Source organism: Xanthomarina gelatinilytica, from assembly GCF_000348685.1.
GTDB lineage: Bacteria > Bacteroidota > Bacteroidia > Flavobacteriales > Flavobacteriaceae > Xanthomarina > Xanthomarina gelatinilytica.
In genome coordinates this window covers 851,995-875,134 of the sequence record NZ_ANLA01000004.1, presented here as the reverse complement: position 1 = coordinate 875,134, position 23,140 = coordinate 851,995, and the positions used below count along the sequence as shown (strand labels likewise).

Here is a 23,140-nt window from a genome sequence, read left to right as displayed (position 1 = left end):
GGGCAAGCAAAAAACGCTCACTAAAAAAGTGAGCGTTTTTATTCTAAATTTTATAATAAGGCTTTAACTAATAAGCCCACATATCCAGTTCAAAATCTCTTATCTTTTCTTTAATTCTATCAGACTCCAAAAGTTGCATTAAAGCATTTTCAGAAATATATTCGGTGACTTTACGGTCTCCATATACATTTTCTTCTTTATAGATATAACCGTTGAAACGTCTGGAATTCAACAAATGATCGTAAGAGAAAGGCACTGCACTATTTTCGTTGTTAAACGATTTCGCTTCGTGTAAAATCTCTCTTGCATCTGGGAAAAACACCCAAAATAAAGGAATAGGCTCTTTGTTTGCTTCATCATCAGAATCGATAAAGTTAACATCTGGAGCAGCAGGTGCTATTCCAAGAAGTCTGTATTTTAATTCTGCCTGACGCTTATCAAAATACCACAATCCTTTAATTAAATAAGCACTAATATCGTAAGATGTAATATCACGTTTTACAATATACTCAGGATCTACATAACCATCGGCATTAAATTGTTCGTAACCTATATCTAAAGTATCCACTTTGGACATGGCAGATTTAATATCCTTTAAGGTACGTTTGGTTGTAAAATAAGAATCGTCATAAATGTTTTCAATATTACCGTCTTTCACGTTTTTCCATAACACATCAAATAAAGAACGTCTGTCATTACCAATATTGTTAGTGTCTACAGGATAGTATAAAGGGAAATTAACACGTTCGTCCAGAACCACTCTTTCCCAAGTCATTTTAGAAAACATAATGTCTCTATCATCCACATAACCATATTCTAACGGTTTATCGTTGTCTACGGCCTTTTGAGCTTCGGTTCTTACACCAATCTCTTCAGGGCTTTTAGCATTTAAAATGTTGGCCTGCGAAAAGGAAGCAGATACAAACGATATGCTTAAAACGGTTAATAAAAAACTTTTATAATTCATCTTTTTAATTTTATTAATTAGGGCTTATCATGTAAGATGATAATGTCTATTAGTTTGCTATTTCAACAATAACAGGTGAAACTCCTTTTAACTTATAAGAAGAATTTCCTCTAATTTGTGCTTTAATGTCAAATATTTGAACAGCATCTCCTCGTCTTGCTTTACGCAATGAGTTCTTAGCTTGAGAATTTAATTTGGTTCCATTAACCTCAACAGAAGGTTGACCTGGTACTTTAATTTTGAATGAGGTTACTTGAATTGGTAATTCAAAATCAAAATCGTCAAGCATGGCACCAATAGTGGCAATCTCTACTGAGTTACGTGGCAATTTCACAACTCCATCTTGTCCACTAATGGTTCCTGTTGGTTTAGGAATATCTTTAATTCTAAAAGTAGCTTTGTCACTTACTTTACTACCATCTGGCAACGTACCAGAGACATTAATAGTTACTTCCCTACCAGAGCCTGGGTTCATAACGTATTTACCAACTCCAGAACCTTTGCTTAAACCTGGAGCACTAGCAGATACATTATTATCTGAGATTCCAGCGAAAGAAATAGTCATTGGGTTTGCAACACCACGATATACCACATTCATTTTATCTGCAGAGATTGTTGCTGAGTTTGGCTTAGGTACAACAGCGTATGTTGATTTTACAGGAATGGAAATGATGGAGTCTCCTTCTTTAAATTGAAATTCACCTTCAATCTCTCTTTCACCTACTGCTCCTGCTGGGAAATCCAATAATGTTTGTCCAGCTTGCATGGATTCTGCAGGTAGTTCTTGACCATTGATAACTACTTTATCAGCTTTTAATGTTTTATCATTTTTACCTAAGATAATTCTACCTGTAAAGTTTTCTCCAGAAAAGAACGCTGTTTTATCTGGAACAACAATTGCATCAAAGTTTGTTAAAGACGCTTCAACTTTTAATTTGCCAGCTAACATAGAAGATAACACTTCAGATTCTGTATTTTTAACATCTGCTTGCAATTGGGTCATTTTTGTTAAAGATGCCACTAATGGGAATCCTTTGTAGTGGTAATCCAACCAATCTACTTTATTTCCATCTCTGTTGGTAACTGGATCTGTTTCAAATTTATCTTTAACATCTTCAGCTATACTTGCCATATCAGGGTTTTGAGACAATACGTCAATAACACCTTCTCTAAAAGTTTTTATTTGATTTAAAAACTCTTGACCTTCTGGCTTTAATTTATCTCCTTTAAAGAAGTTATTGTCTAAATAATCACCTTTGTCCATCACCTCATAATCTTGAGGGTCATCAACAGTAGCAGTCATTTTGCCTTTTAATTCTTCCAAATAACTATTAAAATTGTTAGCTAACGTACTAATTTGGTCAGCTTGTGCTTTTAATGGTTGGTATTTTGCTGGTTGTTCAGAAACTTTTTCTGCCAAACCTTGCATAAACGCTTCGTTTCTTTCAGTAGCTGCTTGATTGGATTCGGTTAATTTTTCATTCATTAATCCAAATGCCGATAGCACCTCTTTTGACATATTAAGTGCTAGCATTGCTATAAACACCAAATACATCAAGTTAATCATTTTCTGCCTTGCAGATAATTTTCCTCCTGCCATTTCTAATTAGTTTTGTTGTTAATTGTTAAAATTTAGTTTGGGTACTAATTAGTTTCTATTCATTGCAGATAACATACCACCATAAACACCATTTAATGATGATAGGTTAGATGCCAAAGATTGCATTTGCTCTTTTAATTTGGTAGCGTTTTCAACAGCTTCTTCGTTAATTGCAGCTTGACGGTTTACACTATCCAACTGTACTTTGTAAAGACTGTTTAAAGATTCCATTTGAGCAGCAGCTAAAGATAATTCTTCACCATATTTTTTAGTAGCAGCAATAGAATCTACAGTTGGGCTTATTCCTTTTGCAGCTCCTTCAAAGTTTTTGATGCTATCTCCTAAGCTTGCCATTAATTCTGCATCAATTTTAGCTTCTTTCAATAAGTTATCCAGTTTTTTGGAAAGTAATCCTTCTGCATCTTTTGGTTGCTCTTTTTTACTTGAAGAAGCACCTCCAGCTAATTCAGGATATACTAAAGACCAGTCTAAATCGTCATCTACAGGCTCGAATGCAGAAATAGCAAATACAATTGCTTCTGTTACAAGACCTAAAGTTAACATAACGTTACCTGTTAATGGACCTATTTCGAAGTGGATAATTTTGAAAAGCGCTCCAATAATTACAATGGATGCTCCAAATCCGTAAGACATAGTCATAAATTTCTTAAATGCTCTTGATTGTGCCATAATTTTAGTTTTTTAGTTAAGTTTAAGTTGTTGTACTTAAAGTAGATTAATATTAATTTATTTTGGTTATTTACTTTTTATTAGTTGGTTGCGTTTTTGGTCACTTCGGTTCCCATATAATCTTGTACTGTTCTAAAACCAATGTAACTTCTTGCAGAATCTGCATATTCGTAATCTCTTGAACTTACTTGTAAATAGTATTTTACGTCTTTCCAAGAACCACCACGAACTACTTTACGATAGTTATTCACATCATTAACACTTGGGTTGATGGTTGAAACATATTCGTAAGAAGAAGGATCATAAGATGCATTTACCCATTCCGAAACGTTTCCTGCCATGTTGTAAAGGTTGAAGTCGTTAGGCTCGTAAGATTTTGCTTCTACAGTATATAAGGCTTGATCTGCAGCATAATCTCCTCTTAATGGCTTAAAGTTGGCCATAAAGCATCCTCTATCGTTTTTAGTGTATGGTCCACCCCAAGGGTAGGTTGCTGCTTGAAGACCTCCTCTTGCAGCATATTCCCATTCTGCTTCCGATGGCAATCTATAAGAGTTTACAAAATGTTGTTTTCTTTCTTTTCTGTAAGCATTGTGGTATAGGGTTCTCCATTGACAAAATGCTTTGGCTTGAGTCCATGACACACCAACAACAGGATAATCTCCATAAGCATCGTGCCAGAAATAATCGTTGTGCATTGGCTCGTTATAAGAGTACGCAAAATCCCTAATCCAAGTAGTTGTATCTGGATAAATTTCAACCTCTTCCTTAACAATCACATCTTTTCTTTTTAAAGATCTGTTTTTGGCTGCTTTTTCTATGTCCATGTAAGAATATTGAAACTTGAATTTGGTCACATCCCAAGTTCTTTGCCCATTGTAAGATTCCTCAATAGGAATATACATGGTATCCATAACCTCTGCATAGTATTCATCTGGATAATCTGCTGTGTCAAAAATCAAATCAATGTCATGATTTAATTTTCTTCCTTCATAACCCGTTGGGCCTAAACCACTGTAGTTATCGTACATGTACTTTTCGTAAACAGTCATGTTATCTGGATCTGAATCTTTAAAAGCATATTCCCCAATCCCTCCATTTCCAGGAGTTTCACCAATTTCATCAGCAAGAATTGCCAATTTGGTTCTAATTGTAGAATCTCTTACCCAGTTTACAAATTGACGATATTCGCTATTTGTAATTTCTGTTGCGTCCATGTAGAAAGACCTAACAGTAACTGTTTTTGAAGGTGCATCGTTAATGCCAGCAAGATCATCGTCTGCCTTACCCATAATGAAAGCTCCTCCAGGTACTAACTCCATACCATAGGGCTTTTCTGGATGCCACTTCTTTCCTTTAACACCTACTAATTGACCTCTGTCTCCAGAGCCACAACTGACAAGTAATGCTAAAACTGCGGTTAATAAAATAAACTTCTTCATATCCATAGAAAACTCGAGGTTAATAATTTAATTTTGTGTCTTAAAATTTTTAAGAGCGTAAACATATCTATATATTTTTAAAAAAACAACTTTTTTTTAAAAAAAATTACGCTTCATCGTGAAAAATGTGCGTTTTACCGATAAAATACGCGTTAATTAACATATTCATTATATACAGTTCTTTTGAAAGGCTTTGTACCATCTTTCAGGAAGCTTGTTATTACAAGCATCTAAATAATCTTGGTGCATGCAAGGTAATAACGTGTGTCTTTTTAATTTATTATTTATTTCCGATAAAAAAGGAATTTCAATCCACCAACGTTGTGTTTTAATACTTTTATAAAACACCAATTCTTGATCTTCTACCAAGGTAATGAATTTCTGGTAGCTTTCGTCATTTAAAAAGTCGTCGTCCTTGACACGGAAATTGACACCTTCTATAAAGTACCAGATCATTTGTGCCACCAACATGGAAGTAACTGTATCGTCTCTTGAAGGTTTGTATTCATAAATACCAATAGAAGATACTTTGTTGCTTATTCCTGCGTATCTGGAAATAGCACAAATTTCCTTGCCATCCAATCCGTTTGGAGATGTTTTCTGCCTATCACTCACTTCCGATGCTTTTACCGAATTTAAATCGATACTTACAATGTTGGCATCTCGCAACACTGGCTCTACCAATGTAATGTCTTTTGATACCTGACCCAATCTGTAAGATTCAAAATACAGTTTATCCATTAAGTCTATTTCTTCCTGTGAGTTGAAATAGGTTTGATAGCCTATAGTAGCGTAATTAAACAGATTGTAAGGCTTGTCTAAAATTATTTTTCCAACAAAACTATCGTTTTTGATAGGTTTGGCAGAATCACCTAAATCGAACTTGGAGTCCACGTTCACAATATTGACCATTGGAGCCAAGGCATCGTAAGCACGATAATTGGCATAGGTTAAATCTTGACTTCCTCCAATAACAATTGGGATAATGTTTTTTTGTACCAGGATGTTTATGGTGGTCTTTAACGCAAAGTAGGTATCCTCTACCGTTTCCCCTTTATTGATGTCCCCTAAATCGGCAATTGTTTTGTGCCAGTTTCCAGGGAATAACGAATACAGTGATTTTCTAATCTCATCCAAGCTAAACTCTTCACCTATATAATTAACATCGTTTCTGTTTTCCAAAACACCCACGATTGCCAAATGCACCTGATCCAATTCTGGAATACCATGTTGTTTGGAATGAATTTTAATTTTTTTCCCTAAAGTTTGTTGAGACAATAACTCGTTATGAGCAAGTACCAAATCGGAAACAGGAGAGAGAAAATTAAAATTCATGTGGTGACTCTAATAGCTTTTATGTTAAATTATTTCTTTTTGGAAGCAGCTTTCTTTTTGGTTGCTTTCTTTTTTGTGGTTTTTTTCTTAGGCGCTTTTTCTGCTATTAAGGCTTTAGCTTCTTCTAAAGTCATGTCCGACACATCCACGGTTTTTGGGAGTTCAATTTTGGTTTTACCTTGAATAACGTTATGCCTTCCCCATCGTGCTTTTTCAACACGAATGCCTTCTTCTTCCCAATGGTGAATTAATTTGTCTTTTTCCTTTTGGATTTTATCTTCTATCAATTCAACAATATCGCTATCAGAAAGGTTGTCCCAATCGTATTTTTTATTCACGTTTATGAACATGTTGTTCCATTTTATAAATGGTCCAAAACGGCCTTTTCCTTTTTGAACAGGCAAGCCTTGGTAGGTGTAAATTGGCGCATCTGCCTTTTGTTTTTCTTTAATTAAAACAATGGCATCATCCAGTTCCACACTTAAAGGGTCTACTCCTGCCGGTAAAGATACAAAGCTATCACCATGTTTTACATAGGGTCCAAAACGACCATTGTTAACCTCTACGCCTTTTCCTTGATAAGTACCCAATTGTTTAGGAAGCTTGAACAAATCCATGGCTTCTTCAAAGGTAATGGTATTAAGCTGTTGGTCTGGAGAGAGGCTGGCAAATTGAGGTTTTTCTTCTTCTTCGGCCGTACCAATTTGTACCATAGGTCCAAATTTGCCCAAACGTACACTTACTTGACGTCCTGTTTTAGGGTCTGTTCCAAGAACTCTTTCGCCAGATTCCCTTTCGGCATTCTCTTGCACATCTTCTACTGTGGGATGAAAATCTTTATAAAAATCTTTCATCATCTTGGTCCAGTCTACCTTTCCTTCAGCAATATCATCAAAATCCTCTTCCACTTTTGCTGTAAAATTATAATCCAGGATATGTTCGAAGTGATTGACCAAAAAGTCTGTTACTATCATCCCAATATCAGTTGGCACCAGTTTTCCTTTATCGGAACCAACTTTTTCTGTTAACACCTTTTCTTTTACTTGTCCGTTTTTTAAGGTTAGCTGCGAATAGTTGCGTTCTACACCTTCCACAGTTCCTTTTTCAACATAATTCCTGTTTTGAATGGTAGAAATGGTTGGCGCATAGGTTGATGGACGTCCAATACCCAATTCTTCCAATTGTTTTACCAAAGAAGCTTCTGTATATCTATATGGAGCACGCGTATAACGTTCTGTAGCTGTAATGTAGTTGTTAAGAAGAGCTTCGTTTGTCTTCATGGCTGGCAACATTCCTTCTTGTTCAGAATCTTCGTCGTCTGTACCTTCCAGGTAAACTTTCAAGAACCCTTCAAAGGTGATAACCTCGCCATTGGCAGTAAATATATCGTTATGTGTTGAAGCGCTAATCTTTACAGTGGTGCGTTCCAATTTGGCATCGCTCATTTGTGAAGCAATGGCACGTTTCCAAATCAAATCGTACAATCTGGCTTGGTCTCTATCAATATCAACAGAATGTACTGAAAAATCTGTAGGTCTAATAGCCTCGTGTGCTTCTTGTGCGCCTTTGGTTTTTCCTTTATAATTGCGAGGTTTGCTAAATTTGGAACCATACGCAGATTCTATTTCGGCTTGGGCTCCTTTTCTTGCATCATCAGACAGGTTGACACTATCTGTTCTCATGTAGGTTATTAAACCAGCTTCGTACAAACGTTGTGCTAAGGTCATGGTTTTACTTACTGAAAAATACAACTTTCTGGAGGCTTCCTGTTGTAAGGTGGAGGTTGTAAAAGGTGCTGCAGGCGATTTTTTTGCCGGCTTTTTCTCTAACTCTGCAACCTTAAATTGAGCTGTGGCATTTTTTTCCAAAAAGGCTTGAGCCTCTTCTTTGGTTGAAAAATTCTTAGGCAGTTTGGCTTTAAAAGCTTGTCCTGCTTCGTTGGAAAATTCGGCGTCTATTCGGTAAGATGCTTCTGGTTTGAAGTTTTGAATTTCGCGTTCGCGTTCAACAATCAATCTTACTGAAACGGATTGTACACGTCCAGCAGACAAGCCTCCTTTTACTTTTCTCCATAGCACTGGAGACAATTCGTATCCTACAATTCTATCCAATACACGACGCGCTTGCTGTGCATCTACCAAATCGTAATCAATCCCTCTTGGGTTTTCTATGGCTTTTTGTATGGCCGATTTTGTAATTTCATGAAAAACAATACGCTTGGTTTTGTTTTTATCCAAATTTAAAGATTCTGCCAAATGCCAAGCAATGGCTTCCCCTTCGCGATCCTCATCACTTGCCAACCAAACCATTTCGGCTTTTTGGGCTAAGTCCTTAAGTTTCTTAACAACTGCTTTTTTATCTTTGGAAACCTCGTATTTTGGTTTAAAATCTCCATCTACATCTACTCCTAATTCTTTTGAAGGCAAATCTGCAATATGACCAAAACTAGATTCCACCTTGAAATCTTTTCCAAGGAATTTCTCTATGGTTTTGGCCTTTGCAGGTGACTCAACAATTACTAAATTCTTCGCCATTTTTGATTTTTTAAGGCTACAAATGTATGTGAAAAAAAATATATCTACCTAATTAATCAAATATTCGGAAGCATTTTATCGATATTTTTTTGCTTTTATCCTAAGCAAACTGGCTTATTTGGCCATTAAAAAATAAGTTGCTACTATATTATATGTCATTGGGATTTTGAAAACCTACAGACTCTTTGTATACAAAGTAAGCTGGAATATAGGAAAAAGATGCTGTTACAAAAATACCCACAAAACACATGAGCAACCCAACCAATTCAGCTAAAATGGCAGAAATAACAATCAACCCAAAAGTAATAAGCCACTTTTTGTTCCCTAACCTAAAGCCTGCCTTAATGATATCTGAAGCAGATAAGTCTGGATTAAATGCAAAAATGACATTTATTAAAGTAATGGGCACCATAACATATATAATAGGTAAAAAACACAATAAAGTTGCCAGAAGCGAAATACCAAAAGTCATTAAAGACAAAACAATCACTTTCCCTAAGTAGGGTTTCTTTAAATAATAAAAATAATCGTCGGAACCAGCTTCGTTTAAATCCTTCATTTTACAAATTCTGTAAAAGGAGGCTTTCATCCCGAAAGAAAGCACCATGGCCACTATTGAAAAAACAAAAATCATGATAAAAAAAGGGATCATTAAAATGGGGCTTATGTCATTATTATAAGAATAAGCATCCATATCCAAAAAACCCATGCCTATAAATGGCAAATACATCACTAAATAAAAAGGGATTAAAATTACCATCATTAAAAGCATCATTATGAGTCCTTGAACCCAGACTTTTTTAAACAACTCAATACTGTTGCTAAATATATCTCCAAAATCCAATGTTTTGGATCTGTCAATTTTTTCCAATAAAATGTTTAGTGCATTCATATGTCAATTGGTTAGGTTTTAAAAATTTGTTTTGGTTTGGTTTTCAATAGTTACCATGTTTTTGCCATTCTGAAAACCTACAGCTTCCTTATAGATTAAAAAAGCAGGCAAATAAACTATGGACATGGTAAAAAGCACACCAATCCCACAAGCTATGATGCCCAACATGCCAATAATTCCAGCAACGAACATAGCAATAAAAGCAATAAACCACTTTTTATTTCCTAGTTTAAAGCTAAGTTTAACAATATCCAGTTCGCCCATTTCTGGATGATTTGCCAATACAACCGAAAAAAAGGAAAGTGGAATATACACATAAATATAAGGTACAATAAACATAAGTTGTGCTAAAACAGCTATAGCTGTGTAAATAATTCCCAACATTAGCACTTTAGAAAAATAAGCTTTTTTAAAGAAATAAAAATAGTCGGCTTCCTTGTTTTCTCCTTCTATATCCTGTCTACATATTCTGTAAAAAGCCCCTAAAAAAGCCAATATACAAGTACTTAACAAAATGGTTTGTGGAATCCCATAAATTACACTAGTAACATATGATTGGTAAAAAACCTCAAAATTTAACATTTGCTGAGCAGTAACATTTTCAGGCGCCAATCCTATCATGGTAAAAACAAAAATAATTCCTAAAGACACAGCCATAATCAATAAAATGGTTATGAATCCTTTTAACCATATTTTTTTGAACAATTCAAAAACGTCGTTTATGAGGTTGCCAAAATCAATTGGTTTGGCATTTTTAATTTTATCTTCAACATCCAAGTAGGTCATTTCCGTGATTTTTAGTTAGCACCTAAAAGTAATTAAATTTTACAATTAGAAACAGAAATTTTAACACACTGTCACTTTGTCACTTTGATTAAAATAATTGTATCTTTGCAGTTGCTTCATTTTTACAGGCATGAATATTGACTTAAAATAGTGTTTATTTTAAATATGGAAAAGATTATAGACGAAAGCAAACAAGGCGAAAGCTTGGTTTTAGAAAATAAAGAACAAAACACACGCAAACTTTACATAGAAAGTTATGGCTGTGCCATGAATTTTAGCGATAGTGAAATTGTGGCTTCCATTCTTTCCAATCAAGGTTATAATACCACACAAAAACTGGAAGATGCCGATTTGGTCTTGGTAAACACTTGTTCCATTCGCGATAAAGCAGAACAAACCGTTAGAAAAAGACTTGAAAAATACAATGCCGTAAAACGTATTAACCCTGGAATGAAAGTGGGTGTTTTGGGCTGTATGGCAGAACGCTTAAAAAGCAAATTTCTGGAAGAAGAAAAAATAGTGGATTTGGTGGTAGGCCCAGATGCCTATAAAGATTTACCCAACCTGCTCGCTGAAGTAGAAGATGGAAGGGATGCCATAAATGTTATTCTTTCCAAAGAAGAAACCTATGGAGACATTTCTCCTGTACGTTTAAACAGCAATGGTGTTACAGCCTTTGTATCCATAACCCGTGGCTGCGATAACATGTGCACCTTTTGCGTGGTGCCTTTTACACGTGGCAGGGAAAGAAGCCGTGACCCACAAAGCATATTAGAAGAAATAAACGATTTATGGGCCAGAGGGTTTAAGGAAATTACGCTTTTAGGACAAAACGTAGACAGCTATCTTTGGTATGGTGGAGGCTTGAAAAAAGATTTTGATAAAGCAAGCGACATCCAAAAAGCAACAGCAGTCAATTTTGCCAATTTGTTGGATATGTGTGCCAAAGCACAACCACATATGCGCATTCGTTTCTCAACTTCTAATCCACAGGATTTAACCCTGGACGTTATTGAAACCATGGCAAAACACCACAACATCTGCAAACACATTCACTTACCAGTACAAAGTGGCAGCAACCGAATTTTAAAGGCCATGAACCGTTTACATACTCGTGAGGAATATTTTCAATTAATAGACAACATAAAGCGCCTTATTCCAGACTGTGCCATCAGTCATGATTTAATAGCTGGCTTTCCTACAGAAACTGAACAAGACCATCAAGACACCTTAAGTTTAATGGACTATGTAAAATACAATTTCGGGTACATGTTTACCTATTCAGAAAGACCTGGGACTCTGGCTGAGCGCAAAATGGAAGACGATGTGCCTGAAGATGTAAAAAAACGTCGTTTGGCAGAAATAGTTCAGTTACAACGTGAGCATAGTGAAATTAGAACAAAACAATATTTAAATACAGTTGTAGAAGTACTTATTGAAAAAGAATCTAAAAAATCCAATAAAGAATGGTCTGGAAGAACCTCCCAAAATAGTGTAGCTGTTTTTCCAAAAGCCCAATATATCATTGGCGATTTAGTAAAAGTAAAAATAACCGATTGCACAAGCGCAACCCTTATTGGGGAAGCCATCGGACTTTCGGACAATCAATAAACATAGGGTTGCATTTAGCCGTAACCTTGTTCAAACCTCATAATTGCATGTCTATCTATAGATAGCTGCTCGAGAAAAGAAGACTAAACATTAACATTAAAACTAAGATTCCTGCTTTCGCAGGAAATTAATATGGAATCCATTCAAGCAACAAAACAACGATTTGGAATAATTGGCAACGATGCCAAACTTAATCGTGCCATAGAAAAAGCCATACAAGTAGCACCTACAGATATCTCTGTTTTGGTTACAGGGGAATCTGGTGTTGGTAAAGAAAGTATTCCAAAAATCATTCATCAATTATCACATAGAAAACACGGCAAATATATTGCAGTTAATTGTGGAGCCATTCCAGAAGGCACTATAGACAGTGAACTTTTTGGTCATGAAAAAGGCGCATTTACAGGAGCCACCCAAACACGATCTGGATATTTTGAAGTCGCTGATGGAGGCACCATTTTTCTTGATGAAGTTGGCGAACTCCCTCTTACAACCCAAGTGCGTTTATTACGTGTCCTGGAAAATGGCGAATTTATTAAAGTAGGTTCCAGCCAAGTTCAAAAAACCAATGTGCGTATAGTGGCAGCTACAAATGTGAACATGTTTGATGCCATTAAAAAAGAAAAGTTCCGTGAGGATTTGTATTATAGATTAAGCACTGTAGAAATCCATCTGCCTCCACTTAGGGACAGAAAAGACGACATCCATTTGTTGTTCAGGAAATTTGCAAGCGACTTTGCCTTGAAGTATAAAATGCCAACCATTAAATTAACAGACGAAGCCGTAGTGGCCTTGTTAAAATACCGATGGAGTGGAAACATTAGACAATTGCGAAATGTAGCCGAACAAATTTCTGTTTTAGAACAAAACAGAACCATTAGTGCTGCAACGCTTCAAGGCTATTTGCCTAACGAAGGGAGTAATTTACCAGCCATTATAAACACCTCAAAATCCGAAAGTGATTTTAGTAATGAACGAGAAATATTGTACAAAGTCCTGTTCGATATGAAAAGTGATTTGAACGACTTAAAGAAATTAACCATGGAACTTATGAAAAGTGGTAATGTAAAAGATGTTCAAAAACAGAATGAAGGCCTGATTCAAAAAATATATGGCGAGGAAGAAGATGCCACCATTGAAGATCTGGAAGTGCTGTCCATTGCTGAAAAATCCCCAGAGAATTTTGAACCTGCTCCAGAATCTCAGGATAAATATCATTTTGCTGAAGAGATTGAAGAAGAGGAAACCCTATCTTTACATGATAAAGAACTGGAACTCATTAAAAAATCCTTGGAACGCCATGATGGCAAACGCAAATTGGCAGCTGCAGAACTAGGAATAAGCGAACGTACCTTATACAGAAAAATCAAGCAATATGACCTGTAAAAAGGTTGTTTGTTTATAAAAACTGTCACACCAAGCACAACTATCCACCCACACAAAAACAAAAGTGGAATCAAAGTGCAATTGAAATTAAATGTTACAATGAAATTATTTAAAATAACCCTTTTAGTCTTAATCTCCCTTACCATCTTGGGTTGTGGCGCATATTCGTTTACAGGAGCCTCCATTCCTGCCAGTACCAAAACCTTTCAGGTCAATTATTTTCAAAATAATGCCATTTTGGTGGAACCAGGACTGGACAGACAGTTTACCCTTGCCTTGCAAGACTTATTGTTAAACCAGACCAATCTGGAACTGGTAACTTCCAATGGCGATTTGGTATACGAAGGTGAAATAACCGAATACAGAATCTCACCAACTACTGCTCAAGCAGATAATACAGCCGCACAAAACAAGTTAACCATTTCTGTAAATGTGCGCTTTTACAACAAGAAAAATGAAGAGGACAACATGGAACAACGCTTTTCCTTTTTCTATGATTATGCAGGCGATGCCAACCTTGTTGGTGCGCAAAAAGTAACAGCCATTGAAGAAATTTTTGAAAGGCTTACACAAGATATTTTTAATGCAACCCTAGCAAAGTGGTAACCAGATGAATCAAAAAGATTTTATAGAAATCCTTCAAAGCCCAAAAAGCATAACAGCCGAAAACACTTTGGCTTTACAAGCCATTACAGAAGAGTTTCCATATTTTCAATCTGCTAGAGCCTTATACCTTAAAGGATTAAAAAACAAAGAAAGCTTTAAATACAACCAAGAATTAAAAACAACAGCAGCCTACACCTCAGATAGAAGCATTTTATTCGATTTTATAACTTCGGAAGAATTTCTTCAAAATGAAATTTCGCAGTTCATAAAACAAAACACAGCACATTTAAAAGACATTCCTGTAGAAGTTGAAGATATTTCGGTAAACAAAAGTGTTTCCATAGACGATACCTTAAAACAACAAATAAAAGACACAACAGGGGTTTTGGATCCTGATTTGTTTCAACCAAAAAAAGAACATGCTAATTTTAAATTGCAAGAAAGCAAAGAAACGGCAAACGTTACACAACAGGAAACTCCAGCCAAAACAGCATCGCCAGACACCATATTGCAATTGGGGAAACCTTTACAGTTTGACCAGTCTGAAACCCATTCCTTTAACGAATGGTTGAAACTGACTCGCTTTAAACCCATTGAAAGATCAAATACTGAAGACATAGAAGCAGAAAAAACAACAACAAATCCCAATAAAAGTCAAAACACTAGAGATAAAAAATTCGATTTAATAGATAAGTTCATCTCTAAAAACCCTAGGCTAAAACCACAGCAATACACTAGCAATAACGCCAATCTTGCCGAAGAACAGATGATTCAACCCGAATCCCTGATGACCGAAACTTTAGCTAGAATTTATCTGGAGCAAAAAAACTACAAAAAAGCAATTCAATCTTACAACATTTTAAGTTTGAAATATCCAGAAAAAAGTGGTTTCTTTGCAGACCAAATTAAAGCAATTAAAAAATTACAAGAACAAAACAATAAATAACAATGAGTACGTTTACAATATTTTTAGCACTAATTGTAGTTGTAGCCTTTTTACTAGTAGTGGTTATCATGGTGCAAAACCCTAAAGGTGGTGGATTATCTTCTTCTTTTGGAGGTGGTGGCACACAACAACTTGGTGGTGTAAAAAAGACAACCGACTTTTTAGACAAAAGTACTTGGACCTTGGCTACCTTAATGTTGGCATTAATCTTACTTTCCAATGTAGCCATAAACAGAGGTTCGGGAACAGTAGATTCTAAAGCTTTGGACACGGAAGCAACCACACAACCTGTTGTTCCAGCAACACCAGCTGCTCCTGCTCCTACAAACAATGCTGAAACTGAACCAGCTTCAGAATAACATCATTGTTTCAAACAAAAAAACATGAAAATGCCAGCTGTTTAAGTTGGCATTTTTTTTTAAATGAAAATTTGTCAGTCTGCTTCTATTGGCACATTTTTAGCATAACGCTAAAGCGTTAACATTAACTTTAAAAAATATAAATATGAGTTTAAACATTAAACCTTTAGCAGATCGCGTTCTTATTGAACCTGTAGCAGCTGAAACAAAAACTGCTTCCGGAATTATCATTCCTGATAATGCCAAAGAAAAACCTCAACAAGGCAAAGTTATGGCTATTGGTAAAGGCACGAAAGATGAACCAATGACCGTTAAAGTTGGAGATACCGTTCTTTACGGAAAATACTCTGGAACCGAACTTAAACTTGAAGGTAAAGATTACCTAATGATGCGCGAAAGCGACATTTTAGCAATTATTTAATTGCAAATTCCAAAAACAAAAAAACAAATTCCAATGACCTCGCATTGAATTACAGAAAATCCTTTTTGGGAGTTTGTATTTAAATTTTGAGGTTAAAAATTTTAATTAAAATTTTTTATTATGGCAAAAGACATAAAATTTGATATAGAAGCACGCGACGGTTTAAAACGTGGTGTGGACGCATTGGCAAATGCAGTAAAAGTAACCTTAGGACCAAAAGGTAGAAACGTTATTATTAGCAAAAGTTTTGGCGCTCCTCAAGTTACCAAAGATGGAGTAACTGTTGCTAAAGAAGTGGAGTTGGATAACGAGCTTGAAAACATGGGAGCTCAAATGGTTAAAGAAGTAGCTTCCAAAACCAACGATTTGGCTGGAGATGGAACCACTACTGCAACCGTTTTAGCACAAGCCATTGTAAAAGAAGGTTTGAAAAACGTGGCCGCTGGAGCCAATCCCATGGATCTAAAACGTGGTATTGACAAAGCTGTTGAAGCTATTACAAAAGATCTGGAAAAACAAGCAAAACAAGTTGGCAATTCATCTGAAAAGATAAAACAGGTTGCATCTATTTCTGCAAACAACGACGATACAATTGGAGATTTAATAGCCAAAGCTTTCGATAAAGTTGGCAAGGAAGGTGTGATTACCGTTGAAGAAGCCAAAGGAACAGACACATATGTAGATGTGGTTGAGGGAATGCAATTTGATAGAGGATATCTTTCCCCTTACTTTGTGACTGATGCTGATAAAATGATTGCCGATTTGGAAAATCCGTACATTTTATTGTTCGACAAAAAGATTTCCAATTTACAGGAGATTCTTCCAATCTTGGAACCAGTTGCACAATCTGGCCGTCCACTATTGATTATTGCTGAAGATGTGGAAGGCCAAGCCTTAGCTACTTTAGTGGTCAACAAATTACGTGGTGGATTAAAAATTGCAGCTGTAAAAGCTCCTGGATTTGGAGACAGACGTAAAGCCATGTTAGAAGACATCGCTATCTTAACAGGTGGTGTGGTTATTTCAGAAGAAAGAGGATTTTCTCTTGAAAATGCCGATTTAAGCATGCTTGGTACTGCTGAAACCATTACCATTGACAAAGACAATACAACCATTGTTAACGGCTCTGGAAAAGCTGCAGATATCAAAGCAAGAGTCAACCAAATTAAAACACAAATTGAAACCACTACAAGCGATTACGATAAAGAAAAGCTTCAAGAACGTTTAGCTAAATTAGCTGGAGGAGTTGCCGTACTTTATGTTGGTGCTGCCAGCGAGGTGGAAATGAAAGAGAAAAAAGACAGAGTGGACGACGCTTTACATGCAACCAGAGCAGCCGTAGAAGAAGGTATTGTTGCTGGTGGAGGTGTCGCTTTGGTAAGGGCAAAAACTGTTTTGGAAAAAATTACCACTGAGAATTTAGACGAGGTAACAGGTATCCAAATTGTAGCAAGAGCCATAGAAGCTCCTTTAAGAACCATTGTTTCCAATGCTGGTGGTGAAGGAAGTGTGGTTGTCGCCAAAGTTATGGAAGGCAAAGGCGCTTTTGGTTACGATGCCAAATCTGAAGCCTATGTAGACATGTTGAAAGCTGGAATCATCGATCCTAAAAAGGTAACACGTATTGCACTGGAAAATGCAGCTTCTGTTGCTGGAATGATTTTAACTACAGAATGTGCCTTAATTGATATTAAAGAAGATGCTCCTGCTATGCCTCCAATGGGTGGAGGTGGCATGCCTGGCATGATGTAATTGAAAATTACGATTTTAAAATTACAATCAAAAAACGCCTCAAAAATTGAGGCGTTTTTTTTCATTTATAGAGAACTATTTAACACTTAACGTGTTCCATAAAAGATTTATCATCTCTTCCCCTTCATTATCTTCATCCCCTCCTAAGTTCATAGTCATGATAAGAATCCCTTCATCTTTCTTGCCTAAAGCCGATACTTCGTAAATCTCGAATTCTCCTTTATACTTTAATTTGGCTTTAAGTACTCCAAGTTCATCTCCAGATTTTAAAGTTCTATCGTAATCTTTTCTCTCTAAAGTATAACCGTAATTAACACTCTCTTTAGTAACTTCATTTAGCATCATTTCTTGCAACATTGTAGGGTCAAAAGAATCGTATTTTTGAATAATGATGCCCGAACCGACTGCTGTCATAAGCACAATTTGCTCAATGCCTTCATCAAGTTTTACTTTAGAAATCTTGTGCTTTTTTGAATATTTAAAATTATAAAAAGAATCGTTATATAATAATGTGTCTTTTTCTTTTACTGAAATTTGTATGGCTTTACCATCTACTTTAAACTCATAATCTGTATCTAAGGAAATCTCTTGAGATTGATTGTTAACAGTTAATATAAAGTTAGTTTGAGCAAAAGTGTTTGAAAACAACAAACAAAATAGAATAAAAAATAGTTTTTTCATGGGATTTGGCTGGTTTTTAAAGTTACAATTTAAACAATTACAAATTTATAATATGCTTAATAAGCAATTTGGCTTTTACTTCATCCGTTTTATCAACTAAAACCTCAATCTGACCAATAATTCCGGGATAAGAAGAATCAGATTTATTAATTTCAAAATATGCAATACCTGCTTCATCTATAATATTTTTTAATTCCTGACACTAAAACTTGTGAGTTTCCCGAATAAATTAATTTCTTGTCCATATGGTATTATTTTTAAAAGTTTTTCCCTAAAAAAAAAGCCCAAATCTAAGTTAGGCTTCTTTTTAGAGGTTTGTTCTGTTTTTTATTCGTCTTTATGGTCATCTACCACAGTTTCATCCCGATACTTACAACAATCGTGTACACTGTTGTACGCTTCATCTGTTGCAGTTACATTTTTGGTATCATGACCAACTGCTGCAATATTGTTTTCAATGGTTTTTAAATCGGTTTTATTTTCATCATAAATCAGTTTTAATTCGTGTGTGTTTACGTTCCACACAGCCGATTTAACCCCTTTGGTTTTAATACACGCTTTTTCAATACGCTCTTTACACATGTTACAAACGCCATCTACCTCCATAGTTGCTCTGGCATTTTTGTTTTGTGAAAAGGCTGTCATGCTCACAAGCATCACTACTAATATTCCTAATTTTTTCATGTTATTTGGTTTTAAATTTATATTGTTTTTGTTATTCTATTTTAAATCGCAACCCTGTATAATACATGCTCCCAAAAATGGGACCATACACAAATGTGGTATCAAAATACGAACCAAAAGGGTCGTTTGGTGCTAAAATAGCATTTTCCTGCTTAACATTTGTAATATTTTCACCTCCAACGTAAATCTCAAATTTTGGAGAAAACACTTTTGTAATTTGTGCGTTCAAAGTGCCTACAGTAGGTGAATAAGCAGGTACTTGATATGCTACTGGATTAGAAACCGTTGATGGAAAACGTTGTTTACTCAACCAATTATAGGTTGCATCAAACTTCCATTTACCTCCTTTTTCCTGCGCTTTAGTTTCATAAGATGCGTTTGCAAACAAACGGTGTTGTGGTGTTAAGGGTTTTTCCAATTTTCCGGAAGTGTATTGGGTTTTTACATCGTAATATTTATAAGCCAATCGCAAATCAAAATGGGTAAAGACATTGTAGTTAAACTCCAATTGTAAACTATTGGCATAACTTTCCCCATCTAGATTATAAAAGCCTACACCTTGTGGGTTTTCATAATCTACCACAATTTGATTTTGAAAATCGGTTCTATAAAAATCCAAGGTTACATCACCTTTTCTACCGAACAAATTAAATCCTTGCAAAAAAGAGACGCCATAATTCCAGGCAATTTCCGGATCCAAACCATAAATATTCCCTCCAGAACTTAAGATGTTGATTTGTCTGGATGTTGCAAACATGCTTTGGTTTTCTGTGAAAATATTGGCACTGCGTTTCCCTCTTCCTATGGAAGCCCTTATTGCCGATTTTTCCCAAGGTGTATATCTGGCATGTAATCTTGGTGTTATAAAAACCCCAAGTAAATTATGGTTGTCTATACGCACACCAGCTGTGACATTCAATTTATCCAAATTATCGTAATTATACTCAAAAAAACCACCAATGGATGCTTCTGTTCTTTCATAATTGGTAGTATTCACCAATTCGTTGTAATGATCGTAAGTATAGCTTAAACCCGTTTTAATTTTATGTCTGGAGTCGCTAATAATGGAGTTATACATGGCATTTGCATACAAACTATTATGGATAATGTTGTAAATATTAAGTCCGAAATACGAATCCTGCTCATGCCAACTAAAGGCACTTTGAAACCCGATGCTTTGATAAGGAATCTCTGGATTAACATAACCCAATTTTACAGCAGCTTCAAAACGTTGGGTATCTATTTCGCTTCCCCAAGCATTTGTGGTTAACTTATCGGTATCTGGATTGAAATCAAGTTCTCCAGTTTGTTTACTATCATTTAAATATTTCACATTAAAAAAACTTACCAAACCTTTTTCTGGATTGGTATACTGCCAACGATTCATGATATTGATTTGGTTATAGATAGGCATATCCAGAAAACCATCGTCATTCACATCGTGTTTTTTATTATGAGTGTTTCCATGAATGTACAAACCAGTGTCCCATTTTTCGGAGATATTAGTGTTTAAATGGGTGTTTAGCTCCAACCTTTCGTTACTTCCTGCATACAAGTTTACAAACAAGGAATTATCGGTTTTAGGTTTTACCAATTCGGTGTTTATTTGTCCAGCAATGCTTTCATACCCATTTACCACACTTCCTCCTCCTTTGGTAATTTGTATGCTTTCTACCCAGGTTCCTGGAATAAAACTTAAGCCATAGGCTTGAGAAGCTCCTCGAATGGAAGGAATATTTTCGGTAGTGATCAAGATGTAGGGACTGGTTAATCCCAACATTTTAATTTGTCTGGTTCCAGAAACAGCATCAGCAAAATTTACATCTATGGAAGGATTGGTCTCAAAGCTCTCAGAGAGGTTACAGCATGCTGCTTTTAAAAGCTCGTCGCTACTTACCGTCATAATATTTTGTGAAGCCAAATAAGATTTTGCAGTTGCTTGCTTCCTAGAGGTCACAACCACTTCATCCAAACTGCTTGTGGATTGTAATATATGGTGGATGTGATCTGTATTTTTAACCGTTAGTGTATCTGTTTTATATCCTACAAAACTCACCACTAGTTTTTTGTACTCTGGTTTATATGGAATGGTAAATGTTCCTTCAAAATCTGTAATGGCACCAACCGTTGTGTTTAGCCAATATACATTGGCGCCTGCAACAGGTACGTGTTTACTTTCTTCGTTCACTTCCATGATCATCCCCTTTAATTTCTCTTGTGAAAAAGAAAAAACAGGAATTAAAATCAATAATAGGGCAATTTTTATATTGATAGAACCAACAAAAGCTGCTGGATATTTTCTAATAAATAGGTTTTTCATTATTAAAATTTTGTTTGAAAAAGATTTTTATTTCATCATTTCGCAAAAGCGATAGACAGCATAAGTTCCCTTACTGTTTAACACATAAGTAAAGGGAATGTTAAAAATCTATATATCAAATCAAAAAAACCTGATCCAGTACATGTATATCTGCAACCAGATTGGGAGGAGAGTAATTTTTATGAGGAATTACCTGTTCTGGTAAACCTTCGTATAAATTAATAAAAGAACAAATAAAAGCACTTAAGAAGAGTTGTTGTTTCAACTGCAAGTCTTCAAAGGAAGATTTCTTTAATTTATCTTGCCCTTTAACAACCTGGATTTCATCCTTACAGCAATGTTTTTTTTCAAAATTGGCAGTTGCAAAGGCTTCCAGATCCATGCCACAATTTTCTGCTTTGGTAAAAATAGCTACATCTACCAAATGATTACCACAGTAGTGTTTTTCAACTGTAAAGGACAAGGTTGAAAACAATACCAAGCAAGACATAGTCACTGAAAAGGTTTTATGTAGAATTGCTTTTATCATCATTCTATTTCGATGCAAATTTATAAAAAAAGCATCTGAAACAAATCATTTTTTCAAAGGATTAACATTTACAATCGTTGTTTGTGGTAATAAAATGCTGGAATGAGCAACAAGGCTATCAAAGGTTGAATTAAAAAACGTCTCACATTAAAAAACAAATAATAATCTTCCTGTTTTGGGTGAATTACAAAATATAAAAACAGAGACATAAACACCACATATGCCAAAGCATAGACTAAAACCGAAAACTTAATAATGCTTAAATCCTTAAAAAGCACAAACAAAATACCAAGTGAGATAACCGTGTTCAAAACATACCTAAGTGTTGTAAATGCTGCCAGCTTAAACACTTCTTGTCTTGGAGAGTCTATATATAAATAATCGTTTTTAAAAAAAGCCAAATAGGGATCGTAAAACAATTGTTCTTCAAAAACCCTTATTAAGACCAACAAGCCAACCAATACAAAAAATGCTATGTATTTAAAACCCTTATTCATGCTTTTTGGGATTAGAAAACCTATTTACCCAAAATAACCAAAGCAAACACACCATTCCATAAATAATAGCCGGAAAAATAACCGTGTGCAAAACATCCTTTCGCCAAGGGTAGTGATACAGACCTACAGATAAAATTACCACACGTACCAAATTGGCCACATAAATCAACACGCTTCCAGCCAACAGATAAAAAAAGGTGGTTTTAAATTTTCCTGTAAATGCAATGATGAAAGACGCGAAAAGGATGATAACACTAACCGAATTACAACCTTCTATCACTCGAGCCACATATTTGTTATTGATAATTAATTTCATGGAAGACTCGTCTGGATGAGGAATTACCTGCGCGTGATACCCAAGGGTCTCCAGTAACTCCTTACTTTGTTTGGCTACCAAATTTGTCATGTAGTCAGGATAATAAACGTCACTGGAACCATATTGCAGATACAGCTTATAAGCAAACGTCAACACGGTATACACCAATAAAAAGGTGAAAATAAATGTGATAACAGATTTATATTTTTTTAATAAGTCTTTCAATTGAAATTTGTTGTTTCTCTCGTTAAAATTATACAAATTAAGTCTTACAAGACTAGCTTTTTAAATACTTTTGCTGAAAATTTTCTTAAAAATGACTTTTACATCACTAAAACCTCAAATAGAAACTATCATTTCTTCCGAAAAGCCAGTTAACGAGCGTTTAAAAAACATTTGTGAACTTTTGGAAGCTCATATTCCACATTACAACTGGGTTGGTTTTTACTTTAAAAATGGCGACAAAAACGAACTTAAACTGGGACCTTATGTAGGTGAACCCACAGACCACATCATCATTCCTTTTGGGAAAGGTATTTGTGGTCAAGTAGCTGTAAGCAACAAAAACTTTGTGGTTCCTGATGTTTCTGCTCAAGACAACTACATTGCTTGTAGCATCACTGTTAAAGCTGAAATTGTAATCCCTATTTTTGTAAACGGAGAAAACATAGGACAAATAGACATCGACTCCAACACACCTGATCCGTTTAGCGAGGAGGACGAACGTTTTTTGGAATTTGTTTGTGAGAAAGTGGCATCCATACTATAGTTGTTAACAACTTTTCA

At 35.4% G+C, this 23,140-nt stretch carries 22 protein-coding genes; 8 read left to right on the top strand and 14 right to left on the bottom strand.

Annotated elements, in window-relative coordinates:
• Window positions 1–67 precede the first annotated feature (67 nt).
• From porN to D778_RS04545, 8 genes are all read right to left on the bottom strand, one after another.
• Window positions 68–967 (bottom strand): type IX secretion system ring subunit PorN/GldN, encoded by a 900-nt coding sequence (porN, locus tag D778_RS04580; protein ID WP_007648122.1) that lies wholly within the window; start codon window positions 965–967, stop codon window positions 68–70.
• A gap of 49 nt (window positions 968–1,016) precedes the next feature.
• Window positions 1,017–2,567: a type IX secretion system motor protein PorM/GldM gene (gene porM / locus D778_RS04575; RefSeq protein ID WP_007648121.1), complete on the bottom strand. Its 1,551-nt coding sequence runs from the start codon at window positions 2,565–2,567 to the stop codon at window positions 1,017–1,019.
• Between the two features lie 48 nt (window positions 2,568–2,615).
• A complete protein-coding gene (gene porL, locus D778_RS04570; RefSeq protein ID WP_040491369.1) occupies window positions 2,616–3,257 on the bottom strand; it encodes a type IX secretion system motor protein PorL/GldL in 642 nt (213 codons plus the stop codon).
• 80 nt (window positions 3,258–3,337) lie between these two features.
• On the bottom strand, window positions 3,338–4,699 hold the full coding sequence (gene porK / locus D778_RS04565) for a T9SS ring complex lipoprotein PorK/GldK (RefSeq protein ID WP_051052634.1): 1,362 nt from the start codon (window positions 4,697–4,699) through the stop codon (window positions 3,338–3,340).
• 168 nt (window positions 4,700–4,867) lie between these two features.
• On the bottom strand, window positions 4,868–6,034 hold the full coding sequence (locus D778_RS04560) for a formimidoylglutamase (protein WP_007648111.1): 1,167 nt from the start codon (window positions 6,032–6,034) through the stop codon (window positions 4,868–4,870).
• A gap of 29 nt (window positions 6,035–6,063) precedes the next feature.
• Window positions 6,064–8,568 carry a type I DNA topoisomerase gene (topA, locus tag D778_RS04555; protein WP_007648109.1) on the bottom strand — a complete coding sequence of 835 codons (2,505 nt, stop codon included), beginning with the start codon at window positions 8,566–8,568 and terminating at the stop codon, window positions 6,064–6,066.
• Between the two features lie 148 nt (window positions 8,569–8,716).
• The gene (locus D778_RS04550; RefSeq protein WP_007648107.1) at window positions 8,717–9,460 is read right to left on the bottom strand and encodes a hypothetical protein; all 744 of its coding nucleotides are present in this window, start codon (window positions 9,458–9,460) and stop codon (window positions 8,717–8,719) included.
• A gap of 18 nt (window positions 9,461–9,478) precedes the next feature.
• Window positions 9,479–10,246, bottom strand: a complete 768-nt coding sequence (locus D778_RS04545) for a hypothetical protein (RefSeq protein ID WP_007648106.1) — start codon at window positions 10,244–10,246, stop codon at window positions 9,479–9,481.
• A gap of 165 nt (window positions 10,247–10,411) precedes the next feature.
• Between D778_RS04545 and miaB the strand changes: the two genes are divergently transcribed.
• From miaB to groL, 7 genes are all read left to right on the top strand, one after another.
• Complete coding sequence (gene miaB, locus D778_RS04540) at window positions 10,412–11,857, top strand: tRNA (N6-isopentenyl adenosine(37)-C2)-methylthiotransferase MiaB (protein WP_007648103.1); 1,446 nt, start codon at window positions 10,412–10,414, stop codon at window positions 11,855–11,857.
• Window positions 11,858–11,989: 132 nt separating this feature from the next.
• Window positions 11,990–13,243, top strand: coding sequence for a sigma-54 interaction domain-containing protein (locus D778_RS04535; protein WP_007648100.1), 1,254 nt, complete (start codon window positions 11,990–11,992; stop codon window positions 13,241–13,243).
• Window positions 13,244–13,342: 99 nt separating this feature from the next.
• Complete coding sequence (locus tag D778_RS04530; protein ID WP_007648098.1) at window positions 13,343–13,849, top strand: LptE family protein; 507 nt, start codon at window positions 13,343–13,345, stop codon at window positions 13,847–13,849.
• A gap of 4 nt (window positions 13,850–13,853) precedes the next feature.
• On the top strand, window positions 13,854–14,795 hold the full coding sequence (locus D778_RS04525; protein ID WP_007648096.1) for a hypothetical protein: 942 nt from the start codon (window positions 13,854–13,856) through the stop codon (window positions 14,793–14,795).
• A gap of 2 nt (window positions 14,796–14,797) precedes the next feature.
• Window positions 14,798–15,154: a preprotein translocase subunit SecG gene (gene secG, locus D778_RS04520; RefSeq protein ID WP_007648094.1), complete on the top strand. Its 357-nt coding sequence runs from the start codon at window positions 14,798–14,800 to the stop codon at window positions 15,152–15,154.
• A gap of 145 nt (window positions 15,155–15,299) precedes the next feature.
• Window positions 15,300–15,575 (top strand): co-chaperone GroES, encoded by a 276-nt coding sequence (locus tag D778_RS04515; RefSeq protein ID WP_007648092.1) that lies wholly within the window; start codon window positions 15,300–15,302, stop codon window positions 15,573–15,575.
• Window positions 15,576–15,695: 120 nt separating this feature from the next.
• On the top strand, window positions 15,696–17,327 hold the full coding sequence (gene groL / locus D778_RS04510) for a chaperonin GroEL (RefSeq protein WP_007648090.1): 1,632 nt from the start codon (window positions 15,696–15,698) through the stop codon (window positions 17,325–17,327).
• A 75-nt stretch (window positions 17,328–17,402) separates the two neighbouring features.
• On the opposite strand, the gene D778_RS04505 is transcribed toward groL, so the two are convergent.
• From D778_RS04505 to xrtF, 6 genes are all read right to left on the bottom strand, one after another.
• Window positions 17,403–18,008: a hypothetical protein gene (locus D778_RS04505; RefSeq protein WP_007648088.1), complete on the bottom strand. Its 606-nt coding sequence runs from the start codon at window positions 18,006–18,008 to the stop codon at window positions 17,403–17,405.
• A 327-nt stretch (window positions 18,009–18,335) separates the two neighbouring features.
• Window positions 18,336–18,692 (bottom strand): heavy-metal-associated domain-containing protein, encoded by a 357-nt coding sequence (locus D778_RS04500; RefSeq protein ID WP_007648087.1) that lies wholly within the window; start codon window positions 18,690–18,692, stop codon window positions 18,336–18,338.
• A gap of 31 nt (window positions 18,693–18,723) precedes the next feature.
• Window positions 18,724–21,012, bottom strand: coding sequence for a TonB-dependent receptor (locus D778_RS04495; RefSeq protein ID WP_007648084.1), 2,289 nt, complete (start codon window positions 21,010–21,012; stop codon window positions 18,724–18,726).
• A 115-nt stretch (window positions 21,013–21,127) separates the two neighbouring features.
• Window positions 21,128–21,541 (bottom strand): HYC_CC_PP family protein, encoded by a 414-nt coding sequence (locus D778_RS04490; RefSeq protein ID WP_155949885.1) that lies wholly within the window; start codon window positions 21,539–21,541, stop codon window positions 21,128–21,130.
• 68 nt (window positions 21,542–21,609) lie between these two features.
• Window positions 21,610–22,038: an exosortase F system-associated membrane protein gene (locus D778_RS04485; protein WP_007648080.1), complete on the bottom strand. Its 429-nt coding sequence runs from the start codon at window positions 22,036–22,038 to the stop codon at window positions 21,610–21,612.
• Entirely contained in the window at window positions 22,031–22,579 is a 549-nt protein-coding gene (xrtF, locus tag D778_RS04480) for an exosortase family protein XrtF (RefSeq protein WP_051052633.1), read from the bottom strand. Before xrtF ends, D778_RS04485 begins: the two co-directional genes overlap by 8 nt.
• A gap of 91 nt (window positions 22,580–22,670) precedes the next feature.
• Here xrtF and D778_RS04475 point away from each other — a divergent pair, with 91 nt between their 5' ends.
• Window positions 22,671–23,123: a GAF domain-containing protein gene (locus D778_RS04475; protein WP_007648077.1), complete on the top strand. Its 453-nt coding sequence runs from the start codon at window positions 22,671–22,673 to the stop codon at window positions 23,121–23,123.
• Window positions 23,124–23,140 lie beyond the last annotated feature (17 nt).

Coding starts and splice junctions, on each gene's coding strand:
- D778_RS04490 (WP_155949885.1), bottom strand. CDS start 21,541: ATGATAAAAGCAATTCTACATAAAACCTTTTCAGTGACTATGTCTTGC.
- D778_RS04485 (WP_007648080.1), bottom strand. CDS start 22,038: ATGAATAAGGGTTTTAAATACATAGCATTTTTTGTATTGGTTGGCTTG.
- D778_RS04535 (WP_007648100.1), top strand. CDS start 11,990: ATGGAATCCATTCAAGCAACAAAACAACGATTTGGAATAATTGGCAAC.
- groL (WP_007648090.1), top strand. CDS start 15,696: ATGGCAAAAGACATAAAATTTGATATAGAAGCACGCGACGGTTTAAAA.
- D778_RS04475 (WP_007648077.1), top strand. CDS start 22,671: ATGACTTTTACATCACTAAAACCTCAAATAGAAACTATCATTTCTTCC.
- D778_RS04530 (WP_007648098.1), top strand. CDS start 13,343: ATGAAATTATTTAAAATAACCCTTTTAGTCTTAATCTCCCTTACCATC.
- D778_RS04545 (WP_007648106.1), bottom strand. CDS start 10,246: ATGACCTACTTGGATGTTGAAGATAAAATTAAAAATGCCAAACCAATT.
- D778_RS04495 (WP_007648084.1), bottom strand. CDS start 21,012: ATGAAAAACCTATTTATTAGAAAATATCCAGCAGCTTTTGTTGGTTCT.
- D778_RS04550 (WP_007648107.1), bottom strand. CDS start 9,460: ATGAATGCACTAAACATTTTATTGGAAAAAATTGACAGATCCAAAACA.
- porM (WP_007648121.1), bottom strand. CDS start 2,567: ATGGCAGGAGGAAAATTATCTGCAAGGCAGAAAATGATTAACTTGATG.
- miaB (WP_007648103.1), top strand. CDS start 10,412: ATGGAAAAGATTATAGACGAAAGCAAACAAGGCGAAAGCTTGGTTTTA.
- D778_RS04500 (WP_007648087.1), bottom strand. CDS start 18,692: ATGAAAAAATTAGGAATATTAGTAGTGATGCTTGTGAGCATGACAGCC.
- D778_RS04560 (WP_007648111.1), bottom strand. CDS start 6,034: ATGAATTTTAATTTTCTCTCTCCTGTTTCCGATTTGGTACTTGCTCAT.
- porK (WP_051052634.1), bottom strand. CDS start 4,699: ATGAAGAAGTTTATTTTATTAACCGCAGTTTTAGCATTACTTGTCAGT.
- D778_RS04525 (WP_007648096.1), top strand. CDS start 13,854: ATGAATCAAAAAGATTTTATAGAAATCCTTCAAAGCCCAAAAAGCATA.
- D778_RS04515 (WP_007648092.1), top strand. CDS start 15,300: ATGAGTTTAAACATTAAACCTTTAGCAGATCGCGTTCTTATTGAACCT.
- topA (WP_007648109.1), bottom strand. CDS start 8,568: ATGGCGAAGAATTTAGTAATTGTTGAGTCACCTGCAAAGGCCAAAACC.
- porN (WP_007648122.1), bottom strand. CDS start 967: ATGAATTATAAAAGTTTTTTATTAACCGTTTTAAGCATATCGTTTGTA.
- D778_RS04505 (WP_007648088.1), bottom strand. CDS start 18,008: ATGAAAAAACTATTTTTTATTCTATTTTGTTTGTTGTTTTCAAACACT.
- porL (WP_040491369.1), bottom strand. CDS start 3,257: ATGGCACAATCAAGAGCATTTAAGAAATTTATGACTATGTCTTACGGA.
- secG (WP_007648094.1), top strand. CDS start 14,798: ATGAGTACGTTTACAATATTTTTAGCACTAATTGTAGTTGTAGCCTTT.